This is a genomic window from Streptomyces sp. NPDC050534 (genome assembly GCF_044457745.1).
Lineage (GTDB): Bacteria > Actinomycetota > Actinomycetes > Streptomycetales > Streptomycetaceae > Streptomyces.
In genome coordinates this window covers 901,415-918,452 of sequence record NZ_JBITHF010000001.1, presented here as the reverse complement: position 1 = coordinate 918,452, position 17,038 = coordinate 901,415, and the positions used below count along the sequence as shown (strand labels likewise).

At 73.5% G+C, this 17,038-nt stretch carries 20 protein-coding genes; 2 read left to right on the top strand and 18 right to left on the bottom strand.

The window, feature by feature from the left end:
* Window positions 1–22 precede the first annotated feature (22 nt).
* The 11 genes from ACIBN2_RS04245 to ACIBN2_RS04195 form a co-directional block, all read right to left on the bottom strand.
* On the bottom strand, window positions 23–244 hold the full coding sequence (locus tag ACIBN2_RS04245) for a ferredoxin (protein WP_399132579.1): 222 nt from the start codon (window positions 242–244) through the stop codon (window positions 23–25).
* On the bottom strand, window positions 241–1,578 hold the full coding sequence (locus tag ACIBN2_RS04240) for an NADH-ubiquinone oxidoreductase-F iron-sulfur binding region domain-containing protein (protein WP_399132578.1): 1,338 nt from the start codon (window positions 1,576–1,578) through the stop codon (window positions 241–243). The genes ACIBN2_RS04245 and ACIBN2_RS04240 overlap by 4 nt, the downstream gene beginning before the upstream one ends.
* Complete coding sequence (locus tag ACIBN2_RS04235; protein ID WP_399132577.1) at window positions 1,575–2,261, bottom strand: ferric reductase-like transmembrane domain-containing protein; 687 nt, start codon at window positions 2,259–2,261, stop codon at window positions 1,575–1,577. Before ACIBN2_RS04235 ends, ACIBN2_RS04240 begins: the two co-directional genes overlap by 4 nt.
* The gene (locus ACIBN2_RS04230) at window positions 2,258–3,223 is read right to left on the bottom strand and encodes an FAD:protein FMN transferase (protein ID WP_399132576.1); all 966 of its coding nucleotides are present in this window, start codon (window positions 3,221–3,223) and stop codon (window positions 2,258–2,260) included. The genes ACIBN2_RS04235 and ACIBN2_RS04230 overlap by 4 nt, the downstream gene beginning before the upstream one ends.
* Window positions 3,220–3,624, bottom strand: a complete 405-nt coding sequence (locus ACIBN2_RS04225) for a hypothetical protein (protein ID WP_399132575.1) — start codon at window positions 3,622–3,624, stop codon at window positions 3,220–3,222. The genes ACIBN2_RS04230 and ACIBN2_RS04225 overlap by 4 nt, the downstream gene beginning before the upstream one ends.
* Window positions 3,625–3,703: 79 nt before the next feature.
* Window positions 3,704–5,104, bottom strand: coding sequence for a sensor histidine kinase (locus ACIBN2_RS04220; RefSeq protein WP_399132574.1), 1,401 nt, complete (start codon window positions 5,102–5,104; stop codon window positions 3,704–3,706).
* On the bottom strand, window positions 5,101–5,814 hold the full coding sequence (locus ACIBN2_RS04215) for a response regulator transcription factor (protein WP_399132573.1): 714 nt from the start codon (window positions 5,812–5,814) through the stop codon (window positions 5,101–5,103). The genes ACIBN2_RS04220 and ACIBN2_RS04215 overlap by 4 nt, the downstream gene beginning before the upstream one ends.
* A gap of 115 nt (window positions 5,815–5,929) precedes the next feature.
* Window positions 5,930–6,403 carry a DsrE/DsrF/DrsH-like family protein gene (locus tag ACIBN2_RS04210; protein ID WP_399132572.1) on the bottom strand — a complete coding sequence of 158 codons (474 nt, stop codon included), beginning with the start codon at window positions 6,401–6,403 and terminating at the stop codon, window positions 5,930–5,932.
* A 15-nt stretch (window positions 6,404–6,418) separates the two neighbouring features.
* The gene (locus ACIBN2_RS04205; protein ID WP_399132571.1) at window positions 6,419–6,736 is read right to left on the bottom strand and encodes a TusE/DsrC/DsvC family sulfur relay protein; all 318 of its coding nucleotides are present in this window, start codon (window positions 6,734–6,736) and stop codon (window positions 6,419–6,421) included.
* Window positions 6,737–6,751: 15 nt separating this feature from the next.
* Window positions 6,752–7,993, bottom strand: coding sequence for an NAD(P)/FAD-dependent oxidoreductase (locus tag ACIBN2_RS04200; protein WP_399132570.1), 1,242 nt, complete (start codon window positions 7,991–7,993; stop codon window positions 6,752–6,754).
* Window positions 7,994–8,186: 193 nt separating this feature from the next.
* The gene (locus ACIBN2_RS04195; RefSeq protein WP_399132569.1) at window positions 8,187–8,774 is read right to left on the bottom strand and encodes a rhodanese-like domain-containing protein; all 588 of its coding nucleotides are present in this window, start codon (window positions 8,772–8,774) and stop codon (window positions 8,187–8,189) included.
* Window positions 8,775–8,855: 81 nt separating this feature from the next.
* On the opposite strand from ACIBN2_RS04195, the gene ACIBN2_RS04190 reads away from it, so the two are divergent.
* Window positions 8,856–9,143: a metal-sensitive transcriptional regulator gene (locus ACIBN2_RS04190; RefSeq protein ID WP_399132568.1), complete on the top strand. Its 288-nt coding sequence runs from the start codon at window positions 8,856–8,858 to the stop codon at window positions 9,141–9,143.
* A 19-nt stretch (window positions 9,144–9,162) separates the two neighbouring features.
* On the opposite strand, the gene ACIBN2_RS04185 is transcribed toward ACIBN2_RS04190, so the two are convergent.
* From ACIBN2_RS04185 to ACIBN2_RS04175, 3 genes are all read right to left on the bottom strand, one after another.
* On the bottom strand, window positions 9,163–9,909 hold the full coding sequence (locus tag ACIBN2_RS04185) for a sulfite exporter TauE/SafE family protein (protein WP_399132566.1): 747 nt from the start codon (window positions 9,907–9,909) through the stop codon (window positions 9,163–9,165).
* On the bottom strand, window positions 9,906–10,298 hold the full coding sequence (locus tag ACIBN2_RS04180; RefSeq protein WP_399132565.1) for a rhodanese-like domain-containing protein: 393 nt from the start codon (window positions 10,296–10,298) through the stop codon (window positions 9,906–9,908). Before ACIBN2_RS04180 ends, ACIBN2_RS04185 begins: the two co-directional genes overlap by 4 nt.
* 71 nt (window positions 10,299–10,369) lie before the next feature.
* A complete protein-coding gene (locus ACIBN2_RS04175; protein ID WP_399132564.1) occupies window positions 10,370–11,731 on the bottom strand; it encodes a rhodanese-like domain-containing protein in 1,362 nt (453 codons plus the stop codon).
* 96 nt (window positions 11,732–11,827) lie between these two features.
* Between ACIBN2_RS04175 and ACIBN2_RS04170 the strand changes: the two genes are divergently transcribed.
* A complete protein-coding gene (locus tag ACIBN2_RS04170; RefSeq protein ID WP_399132563.1) occupies window positions 11,828–12,232 on the top strand; it encodes a DUF302 domain-containing protein in 405 nt (134 codons plus the stop codon).
* A 52-nt stretch (window positions 12,233–12,284) separates the two neighbouring features.
* Here the strand turns inward: ACIBN2_RS04170 and ACIBN2_RS04165 are convergent, their stop codons facing one another.
* From ACIBN2_RS04165 to ACIBN2_RS04150, 4 genes are all read right to left on the bottom strand, one after another.
* Window positions 12,285–13,265 (bottom strand): Acg family FMN-binding oxidoreductase, encoded by a 981-nt coding sequence (locus ACIBN2_RS04165; protein WP_399132562.1) that lies wholly within the window; start codon window positions 13,263–13,265, stop codon window positions 12,285–12,287.
* A gap of 30 nt (window positions 13,266–13,295) precedes the next feature.
* Window positions 13,296–13,562 (bottom strand): SHOCT domain-containing protein, encoded by a 267-nt coding sequence (locus tag ACIBN2_RS04160; RefSeq protein WP_399132561.1) that lies wholly within the window; start codon window positions 13,560–13,562, stop codon window positions 13,296–13,298.
* Between the two features lie 140 nt (window positions 13,563–13,702).
* Complete coding sequence (locus ACIBN2_RS04155; protein ID WP_399132560.1) at window positions 13,703–16,072, bottom strand: glycoside hydrolase family 65 protein; 2,370 nt, start codon at window positions 16,070–16,072, stop codon at window positions 13,703–13,705.
* Window positions 16,073–16,112: 40 nt separating this feature from the next.
* The gene (locus ACIBN2_RS04150) at window positions 16,113–16,988 is read right to left on the bottom strand and encodes a universal stress protein (protein ID WP_399132559.1); all 876 of its coding nucleotides are present in this window, start codon (window positions 16,986–16,988) and stop codon (window positions 16,113–16,115) included.
* Between the last annotated feature and the right edge of the window lie 50 nt (window positions 16,989–17,038).

Below are 17,038 nucleotides of genomic sequence, written 5' to 3'. Positions count from 1 at the left end.
CGCTCGCCTCCACCCACAGCGGTCAGCGGCCCCCGGCCGGGCCGTCGTCGGTGTGGAGGGCCTGGACGGGACAGGCGGCGACCGCCCGCCGGGCGTGGGCGCGCAGCCGGTCGGGGACGACCCGGTCCCGGAGGATGGGGTAGCCCCATTCGTCGAGATCGATCAGCTCGGGCAGGAGCTCAGCGCACAGGCCGTGACCGGTGCAGGCGATCCGGTCGACGCGCAGGGTGCGGGCGCGGCTCATCGCCATGTCTCCGGCGGCGGGTCGGTCCGTGCGGAGATCCTGGCCGGACGGTGGGCGGCGGAGCAGGCGCCGTGGGCGACGTGGTGGTCGACGTCGCCGGCGAAGACACGCAGGGCGGAGGCCGCGAGGCGGGCGGCTCCGTCCGGGTGGCGGCAGGCGCCCCGGTCCGGCAGCAGGGAGGTCCGGCGGTGCAGCCGGGTCAGCAGGCCGCGGTCGGCCCGGCCCGCCGCCAGCGCGGTGAAGTCCTCGGCTACGGCGGGCAGTCCGAAGTGGCAGGGGCCGCACTGGTGGGCGCCGTGCGCCGCCAGGTGGCTGAGCATCCCGGCCGTCTCGGTCAGGGCGCAGGCCGAGCGGGGCAGTGCGACGACCACGCCCGCGCCGGGTGCGGCGTCCAGCGGGGCCAGGTCGGCCCGGGTGAGCGGCGTGTGCAGATGTTCCGCCGGGAGCCAGGTGCCGCCGAAACCGCCGAGCAGGACCGCTCGCAGAGGCTCCGTGGGCCCTCCGGCCCGATCGAGGAGGTGGGCGATCGGAGTGCCGAGCGGAGCCTCCACGACGCCCGGTGCGGCGACGGCCCCGGAGAGGGTGAGGAGCATCGTGCCCGGCTCCTCCGGGGTGCCCGCCTGCCGGAACCAGTCGGGCCCGTGGCGGGCGACGAGGGCGATGTGGGCGAGCGTCTCGGCGTTGTGGACGAGAGTGGGGCGGCGGCCGACGCCGCGCTCGTGCGTGCGTGGGCCGCCCTGCGGCCGGGCCGGTCCGCCGTTGAGCCAGCGCACGAGCGCGGTCGACTCGCTGGAGACGTAGGCGTGCGGGAGGCCGTGCAGACGCAGCCGTACGGGATCGAGGCGGGCGCGCCGGCGCTCCGCCAGGGCGGCGGCGAGTTCCCCGTGCTGGACGGCCCGGCTGCGGGGCAGGCACACGTGGACGGTGTCGGCACCCACCGCGACGGCGGCCAGGACCGCTCCGTCGAGGACGAGATGGGGCGCCACGGCGAGCAGGAACTGGTCCTTGCGGCTGGCGGGTTCACTCTCCATGGCGTTGACGACGACCACGGCGCGGCCACGGCGTTGCGCCACCGCGCGCAGCTTCCGGACCGTCGGGAACCCGGCACCGCCGCGTCCGGTGAGCCCGGCCCGTTCGACGGCCTCCAGCAGCGGCAGCGCGGTGCGGCCGGCGGGCGACCCGGCTGCCGGGGGCGGTCCGTGGCGCAGGAGGTGATCGGTGAGAGTGGCCGGCCGCCCGGTGGCGTACCAGCCCGCCAGCAGCCGGGCGGCGCCGTCGTCCGGCCCGGGGGTGCGGTGGCCGGGTGCGAAGACGGCGGCCGCGGTGGCGTTCACCCGCCGCCTCCGAGCTGGATCGCCGTGGTGGCGGCGCGCTGGGCCCAGCCGGACTGGAGCGGTCCGCCGGCCAGGAACACCGTCAGCACCACCGGTACGGCGGCCGCGGCGACGGCCCCCACCAGGCGTCCCGCGACCCTGCCCGGACCGGCCTTGGCCAGCCGCCACCACACGGCGGCCGGCACCGAGACCAGACAAGCGGCGTAGATCCACAACTGCAGCGGCAGACGGGTGTCGGTACCGGACCCGGCACCGTGGAAGAGGGCGAGCGGCCAGGCGGCGTAGGCCAGCCAGTGCACGGCCTTCCACCGCCGCACCCCCAGCCGAAGCCGCAGGGCGCTGGTCACCAGCACCGCGAGCAGCAGGTCGAACGCGGCCGTGCCGAGACCGAGCCAGAGCGGACGGTACGAGGCCCCGAACGGGACCACGGACGCCGCCCAGCTCAGGTGCACGAACGGATCGAGCACCACCGTCACCACGTGCACCACGAGGAACACCAGCGTGAGCAGCGACAGGTTGCGATGCATCAGGGCGATCTCGAAACGGCCGATCCGCCGGGGCGCGGCCCGGCCGGCGGACGCGATGCCGAGCACCACGGTGGCGGTGAGCAGGATCAGGGAGAGGGTGCCGCCGGCACGGCCGGCGTACCACAGAGGGCTCCCGGTCAGGGCGAGGGTCGTCATCGCGCGCCTCCGGGTGCGGGAGCCGGTGACTCCGCAGGCCAGCCGCCGAGGCGTACGACGGTGCCGTCGACCGCGACCAGACGGGCGGGCAGCGAGGTGGCGCGCAGCCGGTCGACGGCCCGTTCGCCGAGCACGACCGCCGCCGTGCTGAAGGTGTTGGCGTCCACGCAGGTGGCGGCTGCGACGGTGACGGTGCGCCACACGGGTGCGGCGGGCTCGCCGGTGGCCGGGTCGATGATGTGGTGCAGGGTGCGTCCGGCGCGCCGCCAGGTGCGCACCCGGATGCCGGACGTCGCCAGCGCCCCGCCGGTCACGGCGACGGTGGGATCCTGCTCCGTCACGGACTGCGCGTGGTCGTCGGCGAGCGCGACGCGCCAGCCGCCCTCGGGCGCCGGCCCTGCGACCGCGAGGTCACCGCCGAGGCTGACCAGGACGCCGCTTCCGGTGACGGCGGCGGCGCGGCGGGCGGCACGGTCGGCGGCCAGGGCCTTGGCGGTGGCGCCCAGGTCGAGGCAGGTGTGCGGGGGCAGGCGCAGTCGCCGGGTGCGCGGATCGAAGCTGATCTGCCGCCAGCCGGGCACGGGACGTGCCACGGGCAGGGGGCGGGCGTCGTCGGGGCGCAGGGAGGCGAAGGTGCGGTCGTAGCCGAGTGCGATCACCGCACCGCCCACCGTCGGGTCGACGACGCCGCCGGTGAGCCGAGCGGCCCGCAGGGCGACCTGGAGTGCCTCGGCGAAGCGTTCGCCGACCGTCGTCGGGACGCCGGCGCCCATGTTGACGCGGCTGAGTTCGGAATCCGGGCGGAAGCGGCTGCACGTGCGGTCGATGGCGTCCAGTTCGCCGCGCAGGACCGCTTCGGCGGCGGGCAGCGCGCTCGGGCCGGTGACGAGCAGGACGGCGGTCGTGCCCAGTGCCGGGAAGGCGACCCGGGTCGGCGAAGGCGCCGGAGCGTGCGTGGTCATGACGCCCCCGTCGTCGCGTGCGGCTGTTGCTGCTGGGTCGGCGCGGGCGGCTGGGCCGGGGGCTGCGCGGCCGGTTGTGCGGCGGGGGCCGCACCCTCGCCCTCGTCGTCTCCCCCGGAGTTCTGCTCGCCGTGCTCCCCGGCTCCGTCCCCGGTGGCCGCGGCGGACGACGCCGGGGGGCTCTGCGCGGATGACGCGGAGGACGGGACGGGCGGCGCGGGGGACGCCGAGCCTCCCGGCAGCAGATGGGTGTAGAGACCGCCCAGGGCCGCCGCGGCGGCCACGGCCGTGACGGCGATCCACCGGGTCAGCCGTCGGTTGCGGCGCAGGCCGCGATCACGCGCGAGCGGCGAACCGGCCGGGGCGGGTGTCGGACGGAAGTCGTCGGGCGATGGCGCCATGGCGGCACTCCTGGTGATCGGCGGCCCTGGTCGGCCGCGTCCACCTCCAGGCTGCGGTGACGCCCCCCTGGAAACTCGCTCACGTCTCCCTCAGAACCGGTAAAGATCTCGGTCCGCCGCCCCGGCCGTGCCCCGCTGCCGGCCACAGCGGCAGATCCAGTACGACGGTCAGTCCGCCACCGGGGGTGTCCTCCAGCCGCGCCGTTCCACCGTTGACCGTGGCCAGCCGGTGCACGATCGCCAGCCCCAGCCCGGTGCCCCTGGCCTCGGGGTTGCCGAACCGGCGGAACGCGACCTCCTTCGCCTGCGCGGACATCCCGGGACCGTCGTCCCGCACGCGCAGCCTCGCCACGGACCCTGCCGCACCGTGGTCGACCGTGATGCTGCCGCCCTCCGGCACGGCGTCCACCGCGTTGGCGATCAGGTTGTCGAGAATCTGCTCCAGATGCCCCGCGCCCAACGCGACGGTCAGGGCGGGCCCCCCGGACACGGAGGTCAGCCGAAGGCCGCGCTCCTCGGCCACGGGCGACCAGGCGGCCGCACGCTCGGCCGCCACCTCGTCGACCCGTACCGCGGTCGGACGGGGCGTCGCCTGTTCGGCACGCGCCACCGCCAGCATCCCGTCGACCAGCCGGGACAGCCGGGCGATCTCCTCCTGCGCGGCGGCCAGTTCGGCCGCCGTGCCGGCCTCGGCCCCGGCGGCCAGGACGTCGAGCCGCAGGCGCAGCGCGGCCAGCGGGGTGCGCAGCTGATGGGACACATCGGCGATCACGGCGCGGTGGCCGTGCACGAGGGCCTCGGTGCGGGCCGCCATGGTGTTGAAGGTGCCGGCCAGCCGGCGCACCTCCGGCGGGCCGGGCCCGACGTCGGCCCGTTCGTCGAGCGCCCCCTCGCCCAGCCGCCGGGCGGAGGCGTCCAGCGTCGACAGTGGGCGGCTGACCCAGTGGGCCAGGCGGACGGACAGCAGCACGGTGGCGGCCAGGCCCGCGACGCCGATCGCGGCGGACCAGCCCCAGATCGCCGCGATACGGGCGTCGAGCGGTTGGGCGGAGCGGGCCAGGACCACCGCTCCCGCGGGTTGGCGCACCTCGCCGACCGGTTCCGCGGCAAGCAGCCGCCCCTCTTTCTCGGGCGGCTCGGGCTCGTGCCCGGCCAGCACCCCCGCCACCGGCTCCCGCGCCTCCTCGCCCTGCGCCGCCGTACAGGACGTACTGGCCACCAGGTGCGCGGAGACGTCATACACCGCGGCGCAGTCCCCGGCCCGGGCAGCGGCATTCAGTTCCCGGCGCATGGCGACGGCCGGCTTGTGATCGGAGAGGTGTTCCTCGGCGGCCGCGGCGATGACCCGGGTGGCCGCCCGCTGGCTGTCGCGGTAGGCCACGCGCTCACGCGCCGTCATCATCGCCGCCAGCGGCACCACCGCCAGCACCAGCAGCACCGAGGTCAGGACCAGGAGAGTCCAGGTGACCCGGCGGCTCACGACGGCGCCCCGTGCTGCGGGCCGGGCTGGACCTCGCCGAGCCGGAAGCCGTGCCCGTAGACGGTCTCGATCAGCCCCGGTACGCCGAGCTTGCGGCGCAGCGCCGCGACATGCACGTCCAGTACCTTCGTCGGCCCGTACCAGTGGGCGTCCCAGGCCCGTTCCAGGATCTGCTGCCGGCTCACCACGCGGCCCGGATCGGCCGTCAGGCACTCCAGAATGCTGAACTCCTTCGGTGTCAGCGCCACCGTCCGGCCGCCGACCGTGACCTGCCGCGTGCGCAGATCGAGTGCCAGCGGCCCGTGCCGTACGACCTCGGGGCCCACCGGACGCCGCCGGCGCAGCACCGCCCGCATCCGCGCCAGCAGTTCGGCCAGCCCGAACGGCTTGACCAGGTAGTCGTCCGCACCTTCGTCCAGGGCCACCACCCGGTCCGCCTCCTCGCCCCGGGCGGTCACCGCGATGATCGCGGCGTCGGACCGGGCCCGCAGCCTCCGGCACACCTCGACGCCGTCGATGTCGGGCAGCCCGAGGTCCAGCAGGACGACGTCGGGGGTGGGGGCCGTGAGGGCGTCCCGGCCCCGGCGGACGCCCTCGACCGTGTAGCCGGCCTGCCGCAGTCCGCGCACCAGGGAGTCGGCGATGCCGCGGTCGTCCTCCACGACCAGCACCCTGGTCTCTTCGGTCACCTCGGCGCTCTGGGCGTTCATGCGCGTTTCCCGCCTCCCGGACGATGCGCTCGAACGCATCGCTCCTTCTTTCAGCCTGGGCCGCGCTCGATGCCTGGTGGCAGGGGCCGTTCGTCCTCCTTCCGGCCTGTTCGGCTCAGGTGTAGATGATCTGGCTGCCGGCCGCGCGCTCGTAGAACTCGCCGACCGTGATGACGCCCTGGACCTGGTCGACGAGGTCGTCCTTGTCGAGTTCGAAGAGATCGACGGACGCCTTGCAGGCGTAGATGCCGGCGCCGGTGTCGGCGATCATCTCGATGAACTCGGGGATCGGCGGGATGTCGAGCTTGTCCATCTTGCGTTCCATGTAGCGGGTGACCAGGTCGGGCACGCCCGGCAGGCCGCCCAGCAGGGTCGGCAGGTGCAGGCCGGGGTTGCCCACGGTGGCCAGCTTGATGTGCTCCCAGTGCTTCTTCGTGATGGCGTCCAGGCCGAAGAAGGTGAAGAACAGGTCGGCCTCGATGCCCTCGGCGCGGGCGCCGTTGGCCATGATCAGGGCCGGGTAGACGCCTTCGAGGGAACCCTTGGAGACGATGATCGAGACCTTCTCGATCGTTGCGGTGTCGGCCATGACGGCTCGTGCTCCTCAGATGCAGCCGCGGGGCTTGGGAATTCCGGCGATCCTCGCGGCGGTCTTCGCCGGTCCCTTGGGGAAGAGCTGGTAGAGCTCCTTGACGCTCACGCCGGACGTCTTGCCGAGCACGCGCACGGTGGGTCCGGTGCCCTTGGCCGCGAACTGAGCGCGCATGAAGCGGATGACCGTCCAGTGCCGGTCGCTCAGTTCGCCGATGCCCTGCTCGCGTGCGATCTGCTCGGCCATCGGCTCGGTCCACCGACCCGGGTCGGTGAAGAAGCCTTCGTCGTCGACGGGGACGGCGGTGCCGGCGTAGGTGGCGGTGGCCATGACGGATCCTCTCGTTCAGACGGACCGGTGGTTCTTGCCGCGCTCGGGCATCGCCGAGCCGATGCCGGGCATGTCCCGGCCGGGCAGCAGGGTGTGCCAGTACAGCCACTCGAAGGCGAGCTTGCCGAGGTGGCCGGCGTGCGACTCCTTCAGCAGCGGCAGGCCGAGGGGGCCCGGGTAGTGGCCGGGCAGCGGCTCGGTGTCGTAGTTGAAGTCGATGAGCAGGGCCTTGTGGAAACCTGTCTCCACGAAGCAGTTGGTGTGCCCGTCGAAGGAGGCGTCCAGCGGCTGCGCGGCGAGGAAGCGGCCGATGTTGTGCACCAGCACCTCGCCCTCGAAGTGCGCCACCGAACCCGCCTTGGACGCCGACAGGCCCGCCGCGTCACCGACCGCGAACACCTCGGGATGGTCCGGGTGTTGGAGGGTGTGCGGGTCGACGGGGACGAAGCCCAGCTCGTCACCCAGCCCTTCGGAGCGGCCCACGTACTCGGCGCCGCCGTGCAGCGGCACGACCACCGCCAGGTCGAAGGGCACCTCACGCTCGTCGTACGACACCAGCCGGCCGCCGGGGCCGTCGACCTCGCCGAGCGTGAACTCGGTGACGAGTTCGACGCCCTTCTCCTTGAGCAGCCCGCCCAGCGTCTGCGCGGCGACCGGCTTGGTGAAGGCCGCGTCCAGCGGGGTGGCGTAGGTCAGCTCGACCCGGTCGCGGATACCGCGCCGCTGGAAGTACCAGTCGGCGAGGAAGGCGAACTCCAGTGGCGCCACGGGGCACTTGACGGGCAGGTCCGCCACGTTGACGACGACGCGGCCGCCGTCGAAGCGCTCCAGCGCCTCGTGCAGGGCGGCGGCGCCGGGCAGGTCGTAGAAGGTGAAGACCTTCTCGCCCCAGCCGGGTCCGGTCAGGCCCTCGGTCTCCTGCGGCAGCAGCGTCGCTCCGGTGGCGACGACGAGGACGTCGTACGGCAGCCGGATGCCACCGCGGAGTTCCACCGTCCGCCGCTCCAGGTCGACCCGCTCGATCCGTGCGCTCCTGTATTCGACGGCATCGTCCAGCTGCCGCGGCCGGGAGCGCACGAGGTGGTCGGGCCGGGCCAGCCCGAACGGCACGAACAGCAGGCCGGGCTGGTAGAGATGGTCGTCGTTCTGGTCGATCACCGTGACGTGGTGTTCGCGTTCGTCGTTCGTGCGGCGCAGGCGGTTCGCCGTCATGGTGCCGGCGGTTCCACCGCCGAGAATCACGATGTTTTTGCCCATGTCCCCACTGTCGTGCGGAAGATGGAGGGCAGACAGGTGCCGCTGGTCCCACCCCGGTACCCACCCGGGTATGCCTTGTGCGGGCCCTATGGCCCACGCCGTGCGCCGGAGGAGCGCCGCGAGCCCGGCGGAGGCGGGCTGAGGGCCTCAGGGCACCCGCGGCCGCCGCGCGAGTGCCCTTGACCGCGCTGGTTCAGCTGCTGCGCAGGGCGGCGAGCGCTGCGTTCAGGTCGGTCGTGCGCGGGCGGTTGTGCGGCAGCTTGCCGAGCATGGCCGCCATGCCGCAGGTGTTCGTGAGGGCGGAGAAGACCAGGCCGCCTGCGACACCGGCCGAGAGCACCAGGAGGGCCGGGTGCACGAACAGGCCGAGGACGACACCGAGGAGCACCAGGCTGCCGGCCGTGAAGCGCACCTGGCGCTCCATGCTCCAGCCGGCCCGCGTGTCGCAGGCCACGGGTGTGTGCAGGTCGTGTCCCCCGGCGGCCCAGGCGCCGGTGCCGCCGGCGAGCGTCGCCGTGGTGATGCCCTGCCCCGCCAGGAGCTTGCAGGCGTTCTCGGAACGGGCGCCGGAGGCACACACGACGAGGACTTCTCCGCGCTCGGCGGCGTGCCGGATCTCCGGCAGTGCCCGCCGGATGTGGTCGAGGGGGATGTTCAGCGCGCCGGGCAGGTGTCCGGAGGCGAACTCGGCGGGTGTGCGCACGTCGATGACGGTCAGTTCGTGCAGCCGGTCGCGGGCCTGGTCGGCGCCGAGGGTGACGGGAGCGGAGGGGTTCGTCATGGCAGATGTGATCCTTGTTGGTCGACGTCGTCCCGAACCGGGACGTACAGTACCCCTAGGGGTATTTCTTGAGGAGTGATCGTGGATCTCGAGCTTGAGGGTGCGGACCTGAAGGCCGTGCTGAACCGGCTGCGCCGGGCTCAGGGCCAGATCTCCGGAGTGATCCGGATGATCGAGGAGGGACGTGACTGCGAAGACGTCGTCACGCAGCTCGCCGCCGCCTCGCGTGCGCTGGACCGGGCCGGTTTCGCGATCATCGCCACCGGTCTGCAGCGGTGCGTGATCGACATGGACTCCGGCCGCAAGAACGGCGAGGACCCGGTGGAGATGCGCGCCCGCCTGGAGAAGCTCTTCCTGTCGCTGGCGTGATCATGTCCGGCCGCCCGCCTCACGTCACCGCGTCGATGAGCATGAAGGCGGCGACCGCCAGCAGCACCACGGCGAAGATCCGTTGAAGCGTGTGCCCGGAGATCTTCGCGGACAGCCGCTTGCCGTCCCACGCGCCGAGGACCGCGGCCGCGACGAACGGCCCGACGACCGCCCAGTCCAGCGTCTGGACCGTACCGGCGCGGGTCGCGAGCGCGGCCAGCGAGTTGACGGTGATGACCAGCAGACTGGTCCCGACCGCCGACCGCATCCGCATGCCGAGCACCCCCACCAGAGCCGGTACGGCGAGGAACCCGCCGCCGACCCCGAGGACGCCGGTGACCGCGCCGAGCCCGGCACCGGCCGCCGCGGCCCGCCCCGGCTGTACCGTCACGGCGCCTTCGACGGCCGCCCGGGACCGCAGCATGCGCAGTGCGGCGACGGCCGCGACCACGGCGAAGGCCGCCGTCAGTACGGCCGCCGGGATGCGTGCCGCGAGCGCGCCGCCGAGCATCGCCGGGGCGATCCCGGCCGCCGCGAAAAGCAGCCCGGTACGCCAGCGGACGTGACCGTCGCGGGCGTGTGCGGCCAGCGCCGTGACCGAGGTGAGGGTGACGATGACCAGACTCGCGGTCGTCGCCCCGACCGGGGTGAAGCCGAGCAGATAGATCAGCGCGGGTACGGCCAGGACACTGCCGCCGCCCCCGAGGGCACCGAGTGCCAGACCGACCACCGCACCGGCGGCCAGGGCGAGTATCAGAACGCTCACGCGATCGTGCCGTTCCGCCCGCGCGCGTCCACCACCGGCAGTCCCTCACCGGCCCAGTCCCGCATCCCGCCGATCACGTCGACGGCCTGCGCGCCACGGGCGATGAGCAGTTCCGCGGCCTGCCGGGAACGGTTGCCGGATCGGCAGATCACGACCAGGGGCCGCGCCTGCGCATGAGCGGGCAGCCCCGCCCCGGCGGCCAGCGCGGACAGCGGCAGGTGCACGGCCCGCGGCGCGTGCCCCGCCTGCCACTCGTGCGACTCGCGCACATCCAGCAGTACGGCGTCACCGCCACCACCGCCGGCGGCGGTGCCGTGGCCGGTGCGTTCGGCCGCCTCCCGCGCGTTCACGCGGCCCGGGCCTGACCGGCCCCGTCGGAAGATGCTCATCTCGTTTCCTGGCTCCTGTGTTCCACGTCGGTACGGGCGATCGCCGGGTGCCTGTGCGGCGTACGGTGCCGTCACGGGACCCGGATGGTGAGTCCGGCCTGCTCGGCGGCGTCGAAGGAGTCGTCGACGGCGACGACGTCCCGGCCTGCGGCGTCCAGCAGGGAGGCCGCGATGGCGGCGCGCATACCGCCCGCACAGTGCACCCAGACCTGGCCGTCGGGCACCTCGCCGAGCCGCCGGTGCAGCTCGTGGACGGGGATGTGGACCGAGCCCGCCACGAAGCCGCCGGCCCGTTCGGAGTCCCGCCGGACGTCGAGGACGACGACCTCGGCGGACCGCGCGGCGAGGCCGGCGAAGGTCCCCCGCGGGAAGGAGCCCGGCGTCTCGCCCGCGCGCAGCCAGTCGGACGGACCGCCCGTGGCCGCGGCGGCCGGGCGGTCGATACCCACCCGGGCCAACTCGCGCTGTGCGGTACGGAGTTGATCGGCCGACTCGGCCAGCAGCGTGACAGGCTTGCCCCAGGGGATCAGCCAGGCCAGATAGGTGGCGAGCTGCCCCTCGGCCTCGAAGTTGAAGGAGCCCGCGACATGCCCCTCGGCGAAGGCGACCCGGCTGCGCAGGTCCACCACCCACTCCCCCGCCGCGAGCCGCTCGGCGATCTCGCCCGCGTCGGCGACGGCGGGCGGGGTGAGGTCGACGGGCGCGGGTCCGGCGGCGTTGGCCGGGGCCATGTGCGCGTAGTAGGCGGGCACGTCGTCCAGGCCGGCCAGCAGCTCGGCCACGAAGGTGTCCACATCGCGGGTCAGCGCCGCGTTGGACTCCTTCTCCTTGCCGATGGTCGTGTCGCTGCCCTCGGCCTGGGACGAGGAACAGAAGCTGCCGAAGCCATGGGTGGGCAGCACCGCCGTCTCGTCGGGCAGCTCGGCGGCCAGACGGTGCGCGGAGGCGTGCTGGGCGCGGGCGAGGCGCTCCGTCAGCCGCGGCTCCACCAGGTCGGGCCGGCCGACCGAGCCGATCAGCAGCGAGCCGCCGGTGAAGACCGCGACCTGCGCGCCGTGCTCCTCCAGGACGTAGGCGGTGTGGTGCGGGGTGTGGCCGGGCGTCGCGACGGCGCGCAGGGCCAGGCCCCCGGCGGCGTCGATCTCCGCGCGGTCGCCGTCGGTGACCGGTACACGCGCGAACGAGACCCGGGCCCCGGCGGGGACGAGGTAGTCGGCGCCCGTGATCCGGGCCAGCTCCAGGCCACCGGAGACGTAGTCGTTGTGCAGGTGGGTCTCGACCACGTGGGATATCCGCACCCCGCGCCGCACCGCCGCCGCGATCACCTGCTCGACGTCCCGCGGCGGATCCACGGCCACGGCCGTGTGCTCACCGCCCGCCAGATAGCTGCGGTTGCCGAGGCCGGCCACCTCGATCGTGTCGACGAAGAACACGCCGTACTCCCTTCTCACGATGAATTACCCCAGGGGGTATGTCATCGAAGGTAACATGAGTACCCCGGGGGGTATCCAGAAGGGAAGGTCACCGTCATGCGCTACGACCGCACCGTCCACCTCGACACGGACTTCGCCACCGCCGTCGCCCGCACCCGCGACGCCCTCGCCGCGCAGGGTTTCGGCATCCTCACCGAGATCGACGTCACCGCCACGCTCAAGGCCAAGCTCGACCACGAGATGGAGGACTACGTCATCCTCGGCGCCTGCAACCCGCCCCTCGCCCGGCGCGCCCTGGACACCGACCGCTCCATCGGCCTGCTGCTGCCCTGCAACGTGGTCGTCCGCCGCGAGGGCGCCCGCACCGCCGTACAGGCCCTCGACCCGAACACGATGGTCGCCCTCACCGAACTCGACGCCCTGCGCCCGGTCGCCGAGGAGGCCACCCGCCGCCTCGACGCCGCGCTCGCCGCCCTCGCGTCGACCGACCCGGCCTCCTGACGGCACGACCGCACGGCACGACCGCATCGCCCTGGAGGTGGCCCGTGCGAACTCAGCGGATCTCCAGCACCTCCTCCACGGGGCGCCGCGGGGTCGCGGTCCCCGCGGGGCCGTAGCCCAGGCGGAGCACCATGTGCACGAAGCCCAGGGCCGAGCGCGGGTCGCGGGCCAGTTCCCGCAGGTCCTCCCGCTCCAAGGAGTGCGAAGTCAGGGAGGTGGCCAGTCCGTTGAGCGTGGCCAGCAGCAGGACGCGCTCCAAGGCCTGCCCCGCCCGCAGCCAGTCCTGCGGCCGGTCCTGGCCCGTGCCCAGCACGGCCAGGTGCGGCGTTGCCTCGAAGACGGCGGCCGGACGGCCGGGCACGGCACGGCGGCCGGCGAAGTCACGGACCGGGGCACGGCCGCCCGTCTTGCGGGGTCCGAAGGCGGAGTCGGGAATCCCGTCGACGGCCGTCTCGTCCCCGGTACGGGTCCACCGCCGTATGTCCTCGAACCGCTCCGGCTCCATGCTGTCGCGCCCCTCGACGTCGCGGACGTGCTCCAGCAAGGCCGCCACATGCCACTCGCCGGGGAAGACCAGCTCCGCGCCCTCCCGCCGGGCGGCCTCGCTCAGCGCCTCCTGGACGCCGACCTGAACGGGCCGGTCCTGGAAGGGGTGGCGGCTGGTGTGCCGGCGGGCGATCGACGGGAACAACCGTGCCAGGTCGGCGTCGGGACGGTCGGTACCGGTGAGGCGTACCGCGGCGAGCAGCTCGCGGTCGGCCGGATCGGGGAGCAGGACCGCGGCCGCGTGCAGGCCGCTGTCGGCCGCCGCGACGCGGAGGTTGAACAGTGCGGCGCCGCACCCGAGGTGCAGGGCGCGGTTGTCGGGGTCCGTGCGCGGCATGGCCCGGGTGAGGTCGGCACGCAGCTCGAGGGTGGCGGCCTCGTGGTGATGCCGGAACAGCCAGGGCTGCGCGTTGTGCAGGGACGGAGCGGCCGTGGCGGCGGACACCAGGGCCTTCACATGCATCGTGTCGAGTGGCTGCGCCTGCATCGGCGCACCTCCCCTCGGGCCGGCTGCGGGTCAGTGTTTGGTGAGGGTGGGGCCGTTCCCGCGCAGCACGGCCAGGATGCGGCGGTACTGCTCCTCGTCGATCTCCCCTCGGGCGAAGCGCTCCGCCAGCAGTTGCTCGGCCGAGCTGGGTGGCGGTGGCTGAGCCGCCTTCGACGTGCCGTTCAGGCTGCGGTAGAGCAGCACGCCCACAGTGATGAGCAGGGCCCACAGCAGGACCGTGCCGAAGGACATGGTGACCCAGCCCCAGCCGTTCATGTTGTGTCCGTTCCAGTACATCAAGGCCCACTCCCGTCACTCGCGCCGTGCGCCGGGTCGTCCGCACGGACTCCTTCTCACCGACAGCGTCACACCGGGTACGAACAGCGGAAATGGGCCGTCCGGTCTGAGGCCGGGGCCCATGCGGCCCCTCCTCGGCATCACTCCCCCAGCACCAGCCGGCCGGTGTCCCCCGGCTGCAGGCACACGGCCCTGCCCGGCAGCCGGACGTCGATCGGCAGGCCGTCGGACGAGGGCACCGCGATCTCCAGCAGCCCGCGCTCCAGCCGCAGCCGCACGCCCCAGTGCTCCTGATAGCGCAGCGCGATGCCGTACGAGGACAGCTCCGGCAGCGGCACCGGATCGAGCCACAGCGCCCCGCCCCTGGTCTCCAGGCCGGTCAGCCCGCGCTGGACGAGGTCGAGGGTGCCGGCCATCGCACCGAGGTGAATCCCTTCGCCGGTGGTTCCGCCCTGGACGTCGGCGACGTCACCCCGCAGGGCCTCCAGGCAGAACTCCCACGCCTCGGCCCGCCGGGCCCGGGCCAGGACCCAGCCGTGGACCAGGCCGCTGAGCGTGGAGCCGTGGCTGGTGCGCTGGAGGTAGTGGTCGACGGTGCGGTGCCAGATCTCCTCGTCCAGACGCACCCCCAACCGCCCGAAGATGTCGCGCAGTTCGGCCGGCCCGAAGAGATACCCGAGCATCAGGACGTCGGCCTGCTTGGAGGCCCGGTAGCGGTTGACGGTGTCGCCCTCCGCCTCCAGGATCCGGTCCAGGCGGCGAATGTCTTCGTACCGCTTGCGGTAGCCGTCCCAGTCGAGCTCGGCGAGATCGCCGTAGCCCTCGAACTGGCTGATGACGCCCTCGTGGAAGGGCACGTGGAGGCTGCGGGAGACGTCCTCCCACTGTTCGAGTTCGCCACCGTCCAGGCCGGTGCGCTCGACGAGTTCGCGCCGCCGCGGTTCGGGAAGCGACTCCAGCAGCTCCAGGGTGCGGGCGAGCACCCAGGCGGCCGTGACGTTGGTGTACGCGTTGTCGTCGAGGCCGGGCTCCGCGGCGCCGGGGTAGGCGTCGTGGTACTCGTCGGGACCGACCACGCCCTTGATGCGGTGACGGCCCAGGCTGTCGTCGTAGACGGCCGAGTCGGCCCAGAAGCGGGCGATCTGCAGCAGCATCTCGGCACCCTTGGTGTGCCGGAACTCGGCGTCGCCGCTGGCCTCGCAGTACTGCCACACGTTGTACGCGATGGCCGAGCCGACGTGATGCTGGAGCCGGGAGTGGTCGGGCAGCCAGCGTCCCGAGTACGGGTTGAGGTGCAGTTGCTGGGTCTCCTCACGTCCGTCGCTGCCGCTCTGCCAGGGGTACATCGCTCCCCGCCGGCCCGCCTCGCGCGCGGCGGTGCAGGCCTGTTCGAGGCGGCGGTGACGGTAGCGGAGCAGGGCCCGGGAGACCTCGGGGAAGTGCAGGTTGAGATAGGGCAGCACGAACAGCTCGTCCCAGAAGATGTGGCCGCGGTAGGCCTCGCCGTGCAGGCCGCGCGCCGGTACCCCGACGTCGAGGTCGGCGGTGTGCGGGGACAGCGTCTGCAGGACGTGGAACAGGTGCAGCCGCAGGATGCGGCCCGCCTCGCCGTCGACCTCCAGGTCGGCGCGGCGCCAGAGCTGGTCCCAGGCCGTGAGGTGCGACTCCAGCAGTTCGTCGAAGTCCGCCGCCCGGGTCACCCGGTCGACGGCGGCGAACAGCGGGTCGCTGATCGCCGGGTCGCGCGAGGTGTGCAGGGCGACGATCTTGTCGACGGTGACGCCGCGTCCGGACGTCAGGTCCAGGCTCAACCGCTGTACGGCGCGCGGGACTTCGTGGCTGATCGTGGCCGGTACGTCAGCACGGAGGCGGGCCGCCATACCGATGCGGAGGTCCGACGTGCGGGTGCGGCAGCGCAGCCACACGGTGTCCGGTGCGGACGTGCCGGTGTGCACATGCGTGAGGTGACGGCCGTCCAGGTCCCGGTAGCGGGGCACGCCGGCGTTGGTCACGGAGCCGTCGAGAGCCGCCTCGACGTCGAGCCGGCCGGAGAAGCCCTCGGCGGTGAACTCGGTGCGCAGCGCGGCGAGATGAGCGTCGGCCATGTGCACCAGCCGCTGCTGACGCACCACCAGCACCCGCCCGGCACCGAGGCCGAACCGGGTCAGCCGTTCCATCAGGCCCGCCGACAGACGCAGGACCTCCCGGTGGCCGAGGACGGTCGCGGTGTCGGGAGTGAGCCACGCCCCGTCGGCGAGGCGGAAGCGCAACGGCAGCCAGTTCGGCACGTTGACCATGTCCTCGTTCTCAACCTGGCGGCCGGACACGTCGGAGGTGAGCCGGTTGTAGCAGCCCGCCACATAGGTGCCCGGGTAGTGCACGTCGTCGGCGGTGCACTCGGGCAGGGCTCCTCGCGTGGCGAAGTAGCCGTTGCCCAGGGTGCACAGCGCCTCCCGCAGGCGCGCTTCGGCGGGCTCGTAGCCCTCGTACTCCCAGGTCCAGCCCGTCACTTCTGCTCCTTCGCCACGGGGATGTGAGGGCGGCGCGTGGTCACGCCTGTTGCGGCACGATCGCCACGGGGCAGTCGGCATGGTGCAGCAGGGTGTGCGCCACCCGGCCGAGCTGAAGGCCGAAGTGACCCTTGCGGCGCCGTGCGCCGACGATGAGGAGGTCCGAGCCGGCCGAGCGGTGCAGCAGCACCTTGCGGGCCGGTCCCTCCACCGTGATCCGGCGCACCCGGACGTTCGGGTGCTCCGCGACCGCGTCCTCGACGAGGCGGTCGAGCAGCGCGGACGCCTGTTCCTCATGGTGATGTGCCGTGTCCTCGGCCGGCTTCGGGTCGTCGCCGTTCTCGTGGGCGGGGCTGCGCCAGGCGCGTACCACGTCCAAGGAGCACCCGCGGATCTCGGCCTCCCTGAAGGCGAACCGCACGGCCTCGCTCCCGGTCGCCGGGTCCCCGGCGCCGAGCAGGATCCGCTCGTGGGCACCCGCCAGGCCGGCCTTGTCGCCGCGGACCACGATCACCGGCCCGTGGGCGCGGGCGGCCACGGCCAGTCCGACCGAGCCGAGCAGCAACTCCGCCAGTTCCCCGCGGCCGCGTGAACCGGTCACCAGAGCGGAGGCGTTGTGGCCCTCGCTGAGGAGCGCGGAGACCGCCTCCGCGGGGATCACCTCGGCGGTGACCTTCACGTCGGGGTCGCGCCGGTGGGCGCGCTCCGCGGCGGAGGCGGTGATGTGCTCCGCCAGCACCCGCCCCGAGGAGCGCTCCCGTCCTGCGGACGGCACGTCACCCTCGTAGCGCTCCCACATCGAGGCGTACACCAGCCGCAACGGCAACCCGTGCCGGGCCGCCTCGTCCACGGCCCAGTCGAGCGCCGCGAGACTCCCGTCCGATCCGTCGACACCCACGACCAGGGGCAGCTCCATCTTCCTCACCGCCTTTGTCGGTCTGTGCAGGAGCTCGTCATGAGACTCCA

What these genes read in the sequence shown, in the direction of transcription:
- ACIBN2_RS04210 (WP_399132572.1), bottom strand. Translation starts at nt 6,403, where the DNA reads ATGGCCGACACCGCAACGATCGAGAAGGTCTCGATCATCGTCTCCAAG.
- ACIBN2_RS04235 (WP_399132577.1), bottom strand. Translation starts at nt 2,261, where the DNA reads ATGACGACCCTCGCCCTGACCGGGAGCCCTCTGTGGTACGCCGGCCGT.
- ACIBN2_RS04170 (WP_399132563.1), top strand. Translation starts at nt 11,828, where the DNA reads ATGCGCTACGACCGCACCGTCCACCTCGACACGGACTTCGCCACCGCC.
- ACIBN2_RS04150 (WP_399132559.1), bottom strand. Translation starts at nt 16,988, where the DNA reads ATGGAGCTGCCCCTGGTCGTGGGTGTCGACGGATCGGACGGGAGTCTC.
- ACIBN2_RS04160 (WP_399132561.1), bottom strand. Translation starts at nt 13,562, where the DNA reads ATGTACTGGAACGGACACAACATGAACGGCTGGGGCTGGGTCACCATG.
- ACIBN2_RS04215 (WP_399132573.1), bottom strand. Translation starts at nt 5,814, where the DNA reads ATGAACGCCCAGAGCGCCGAGGTGACCGAAGAGACCAGGGTGCTGGTC.
- ACIBN2_RS04205 (WP_399132571.1), bottom strand. Translation starts at nt 6,736, where the DNA reads ATGGCCACCGCCACCTACGCCGGCACCGCCGTCCCCGTCGACGACGAA.
- ACIBN2_RS04165 (WP_399132562.1), bottom strand. Translation starts at nt 13,265, where the DNA reads ATGCAGGCGCAGCCACTCGACACGATGCATGTGAAGGCCCTGGTGTCC.
- ACIBN2_RS04180 (WP_399132565.1), bottom strand. Translation starts at nt 10,298, where the DNA reads ATGAGCATCTTCCGACGGGGCCGGTCAGGCCCGGGCCGCGTGAACGCG.
- ACIBN2_RS04200 (WP_399132570.1), bottom strand. Translation starts at nt 7,993, where the DNA reads ATGGGCAAAAACATCGTGATTCTCGGCGGTGGAACCGCCGGCACCATG.
- ACIBN2_RS04230 (WP_399132576.1), bottom strand. Translation starts at nt 3,223, where the DNA reads ATGACCACGCACGCTCCGGCGCCTTCGCCGACCCGGGTCGCCTTCCCG.
- ACIBN2_RS04225 (WP_399132575.1), bottom strand. Translation starts at nt 3,624, where the DNA reads ATGGCGCCATCGCCCGACGACTTCCGTCCGACACCCGCCCCGGCCGGT.
- ACIBN2_RS04195 (WP_399132569.1), bottom strand. Translation starts at nt 8,774, where the DNA reads ATGACGAACCCCTCCGCTCCCGTCACCCTCGGCGCCGACCAGGCCCGC.
- ACIBN2_RS04245 (WP_399132579.1), bottom strand. Translation starts at nt 244, where the DNA reads ATGAGCCGCGCCCGCACCCTGCGCGTCGACCGGATCGCCTGCACCGGT.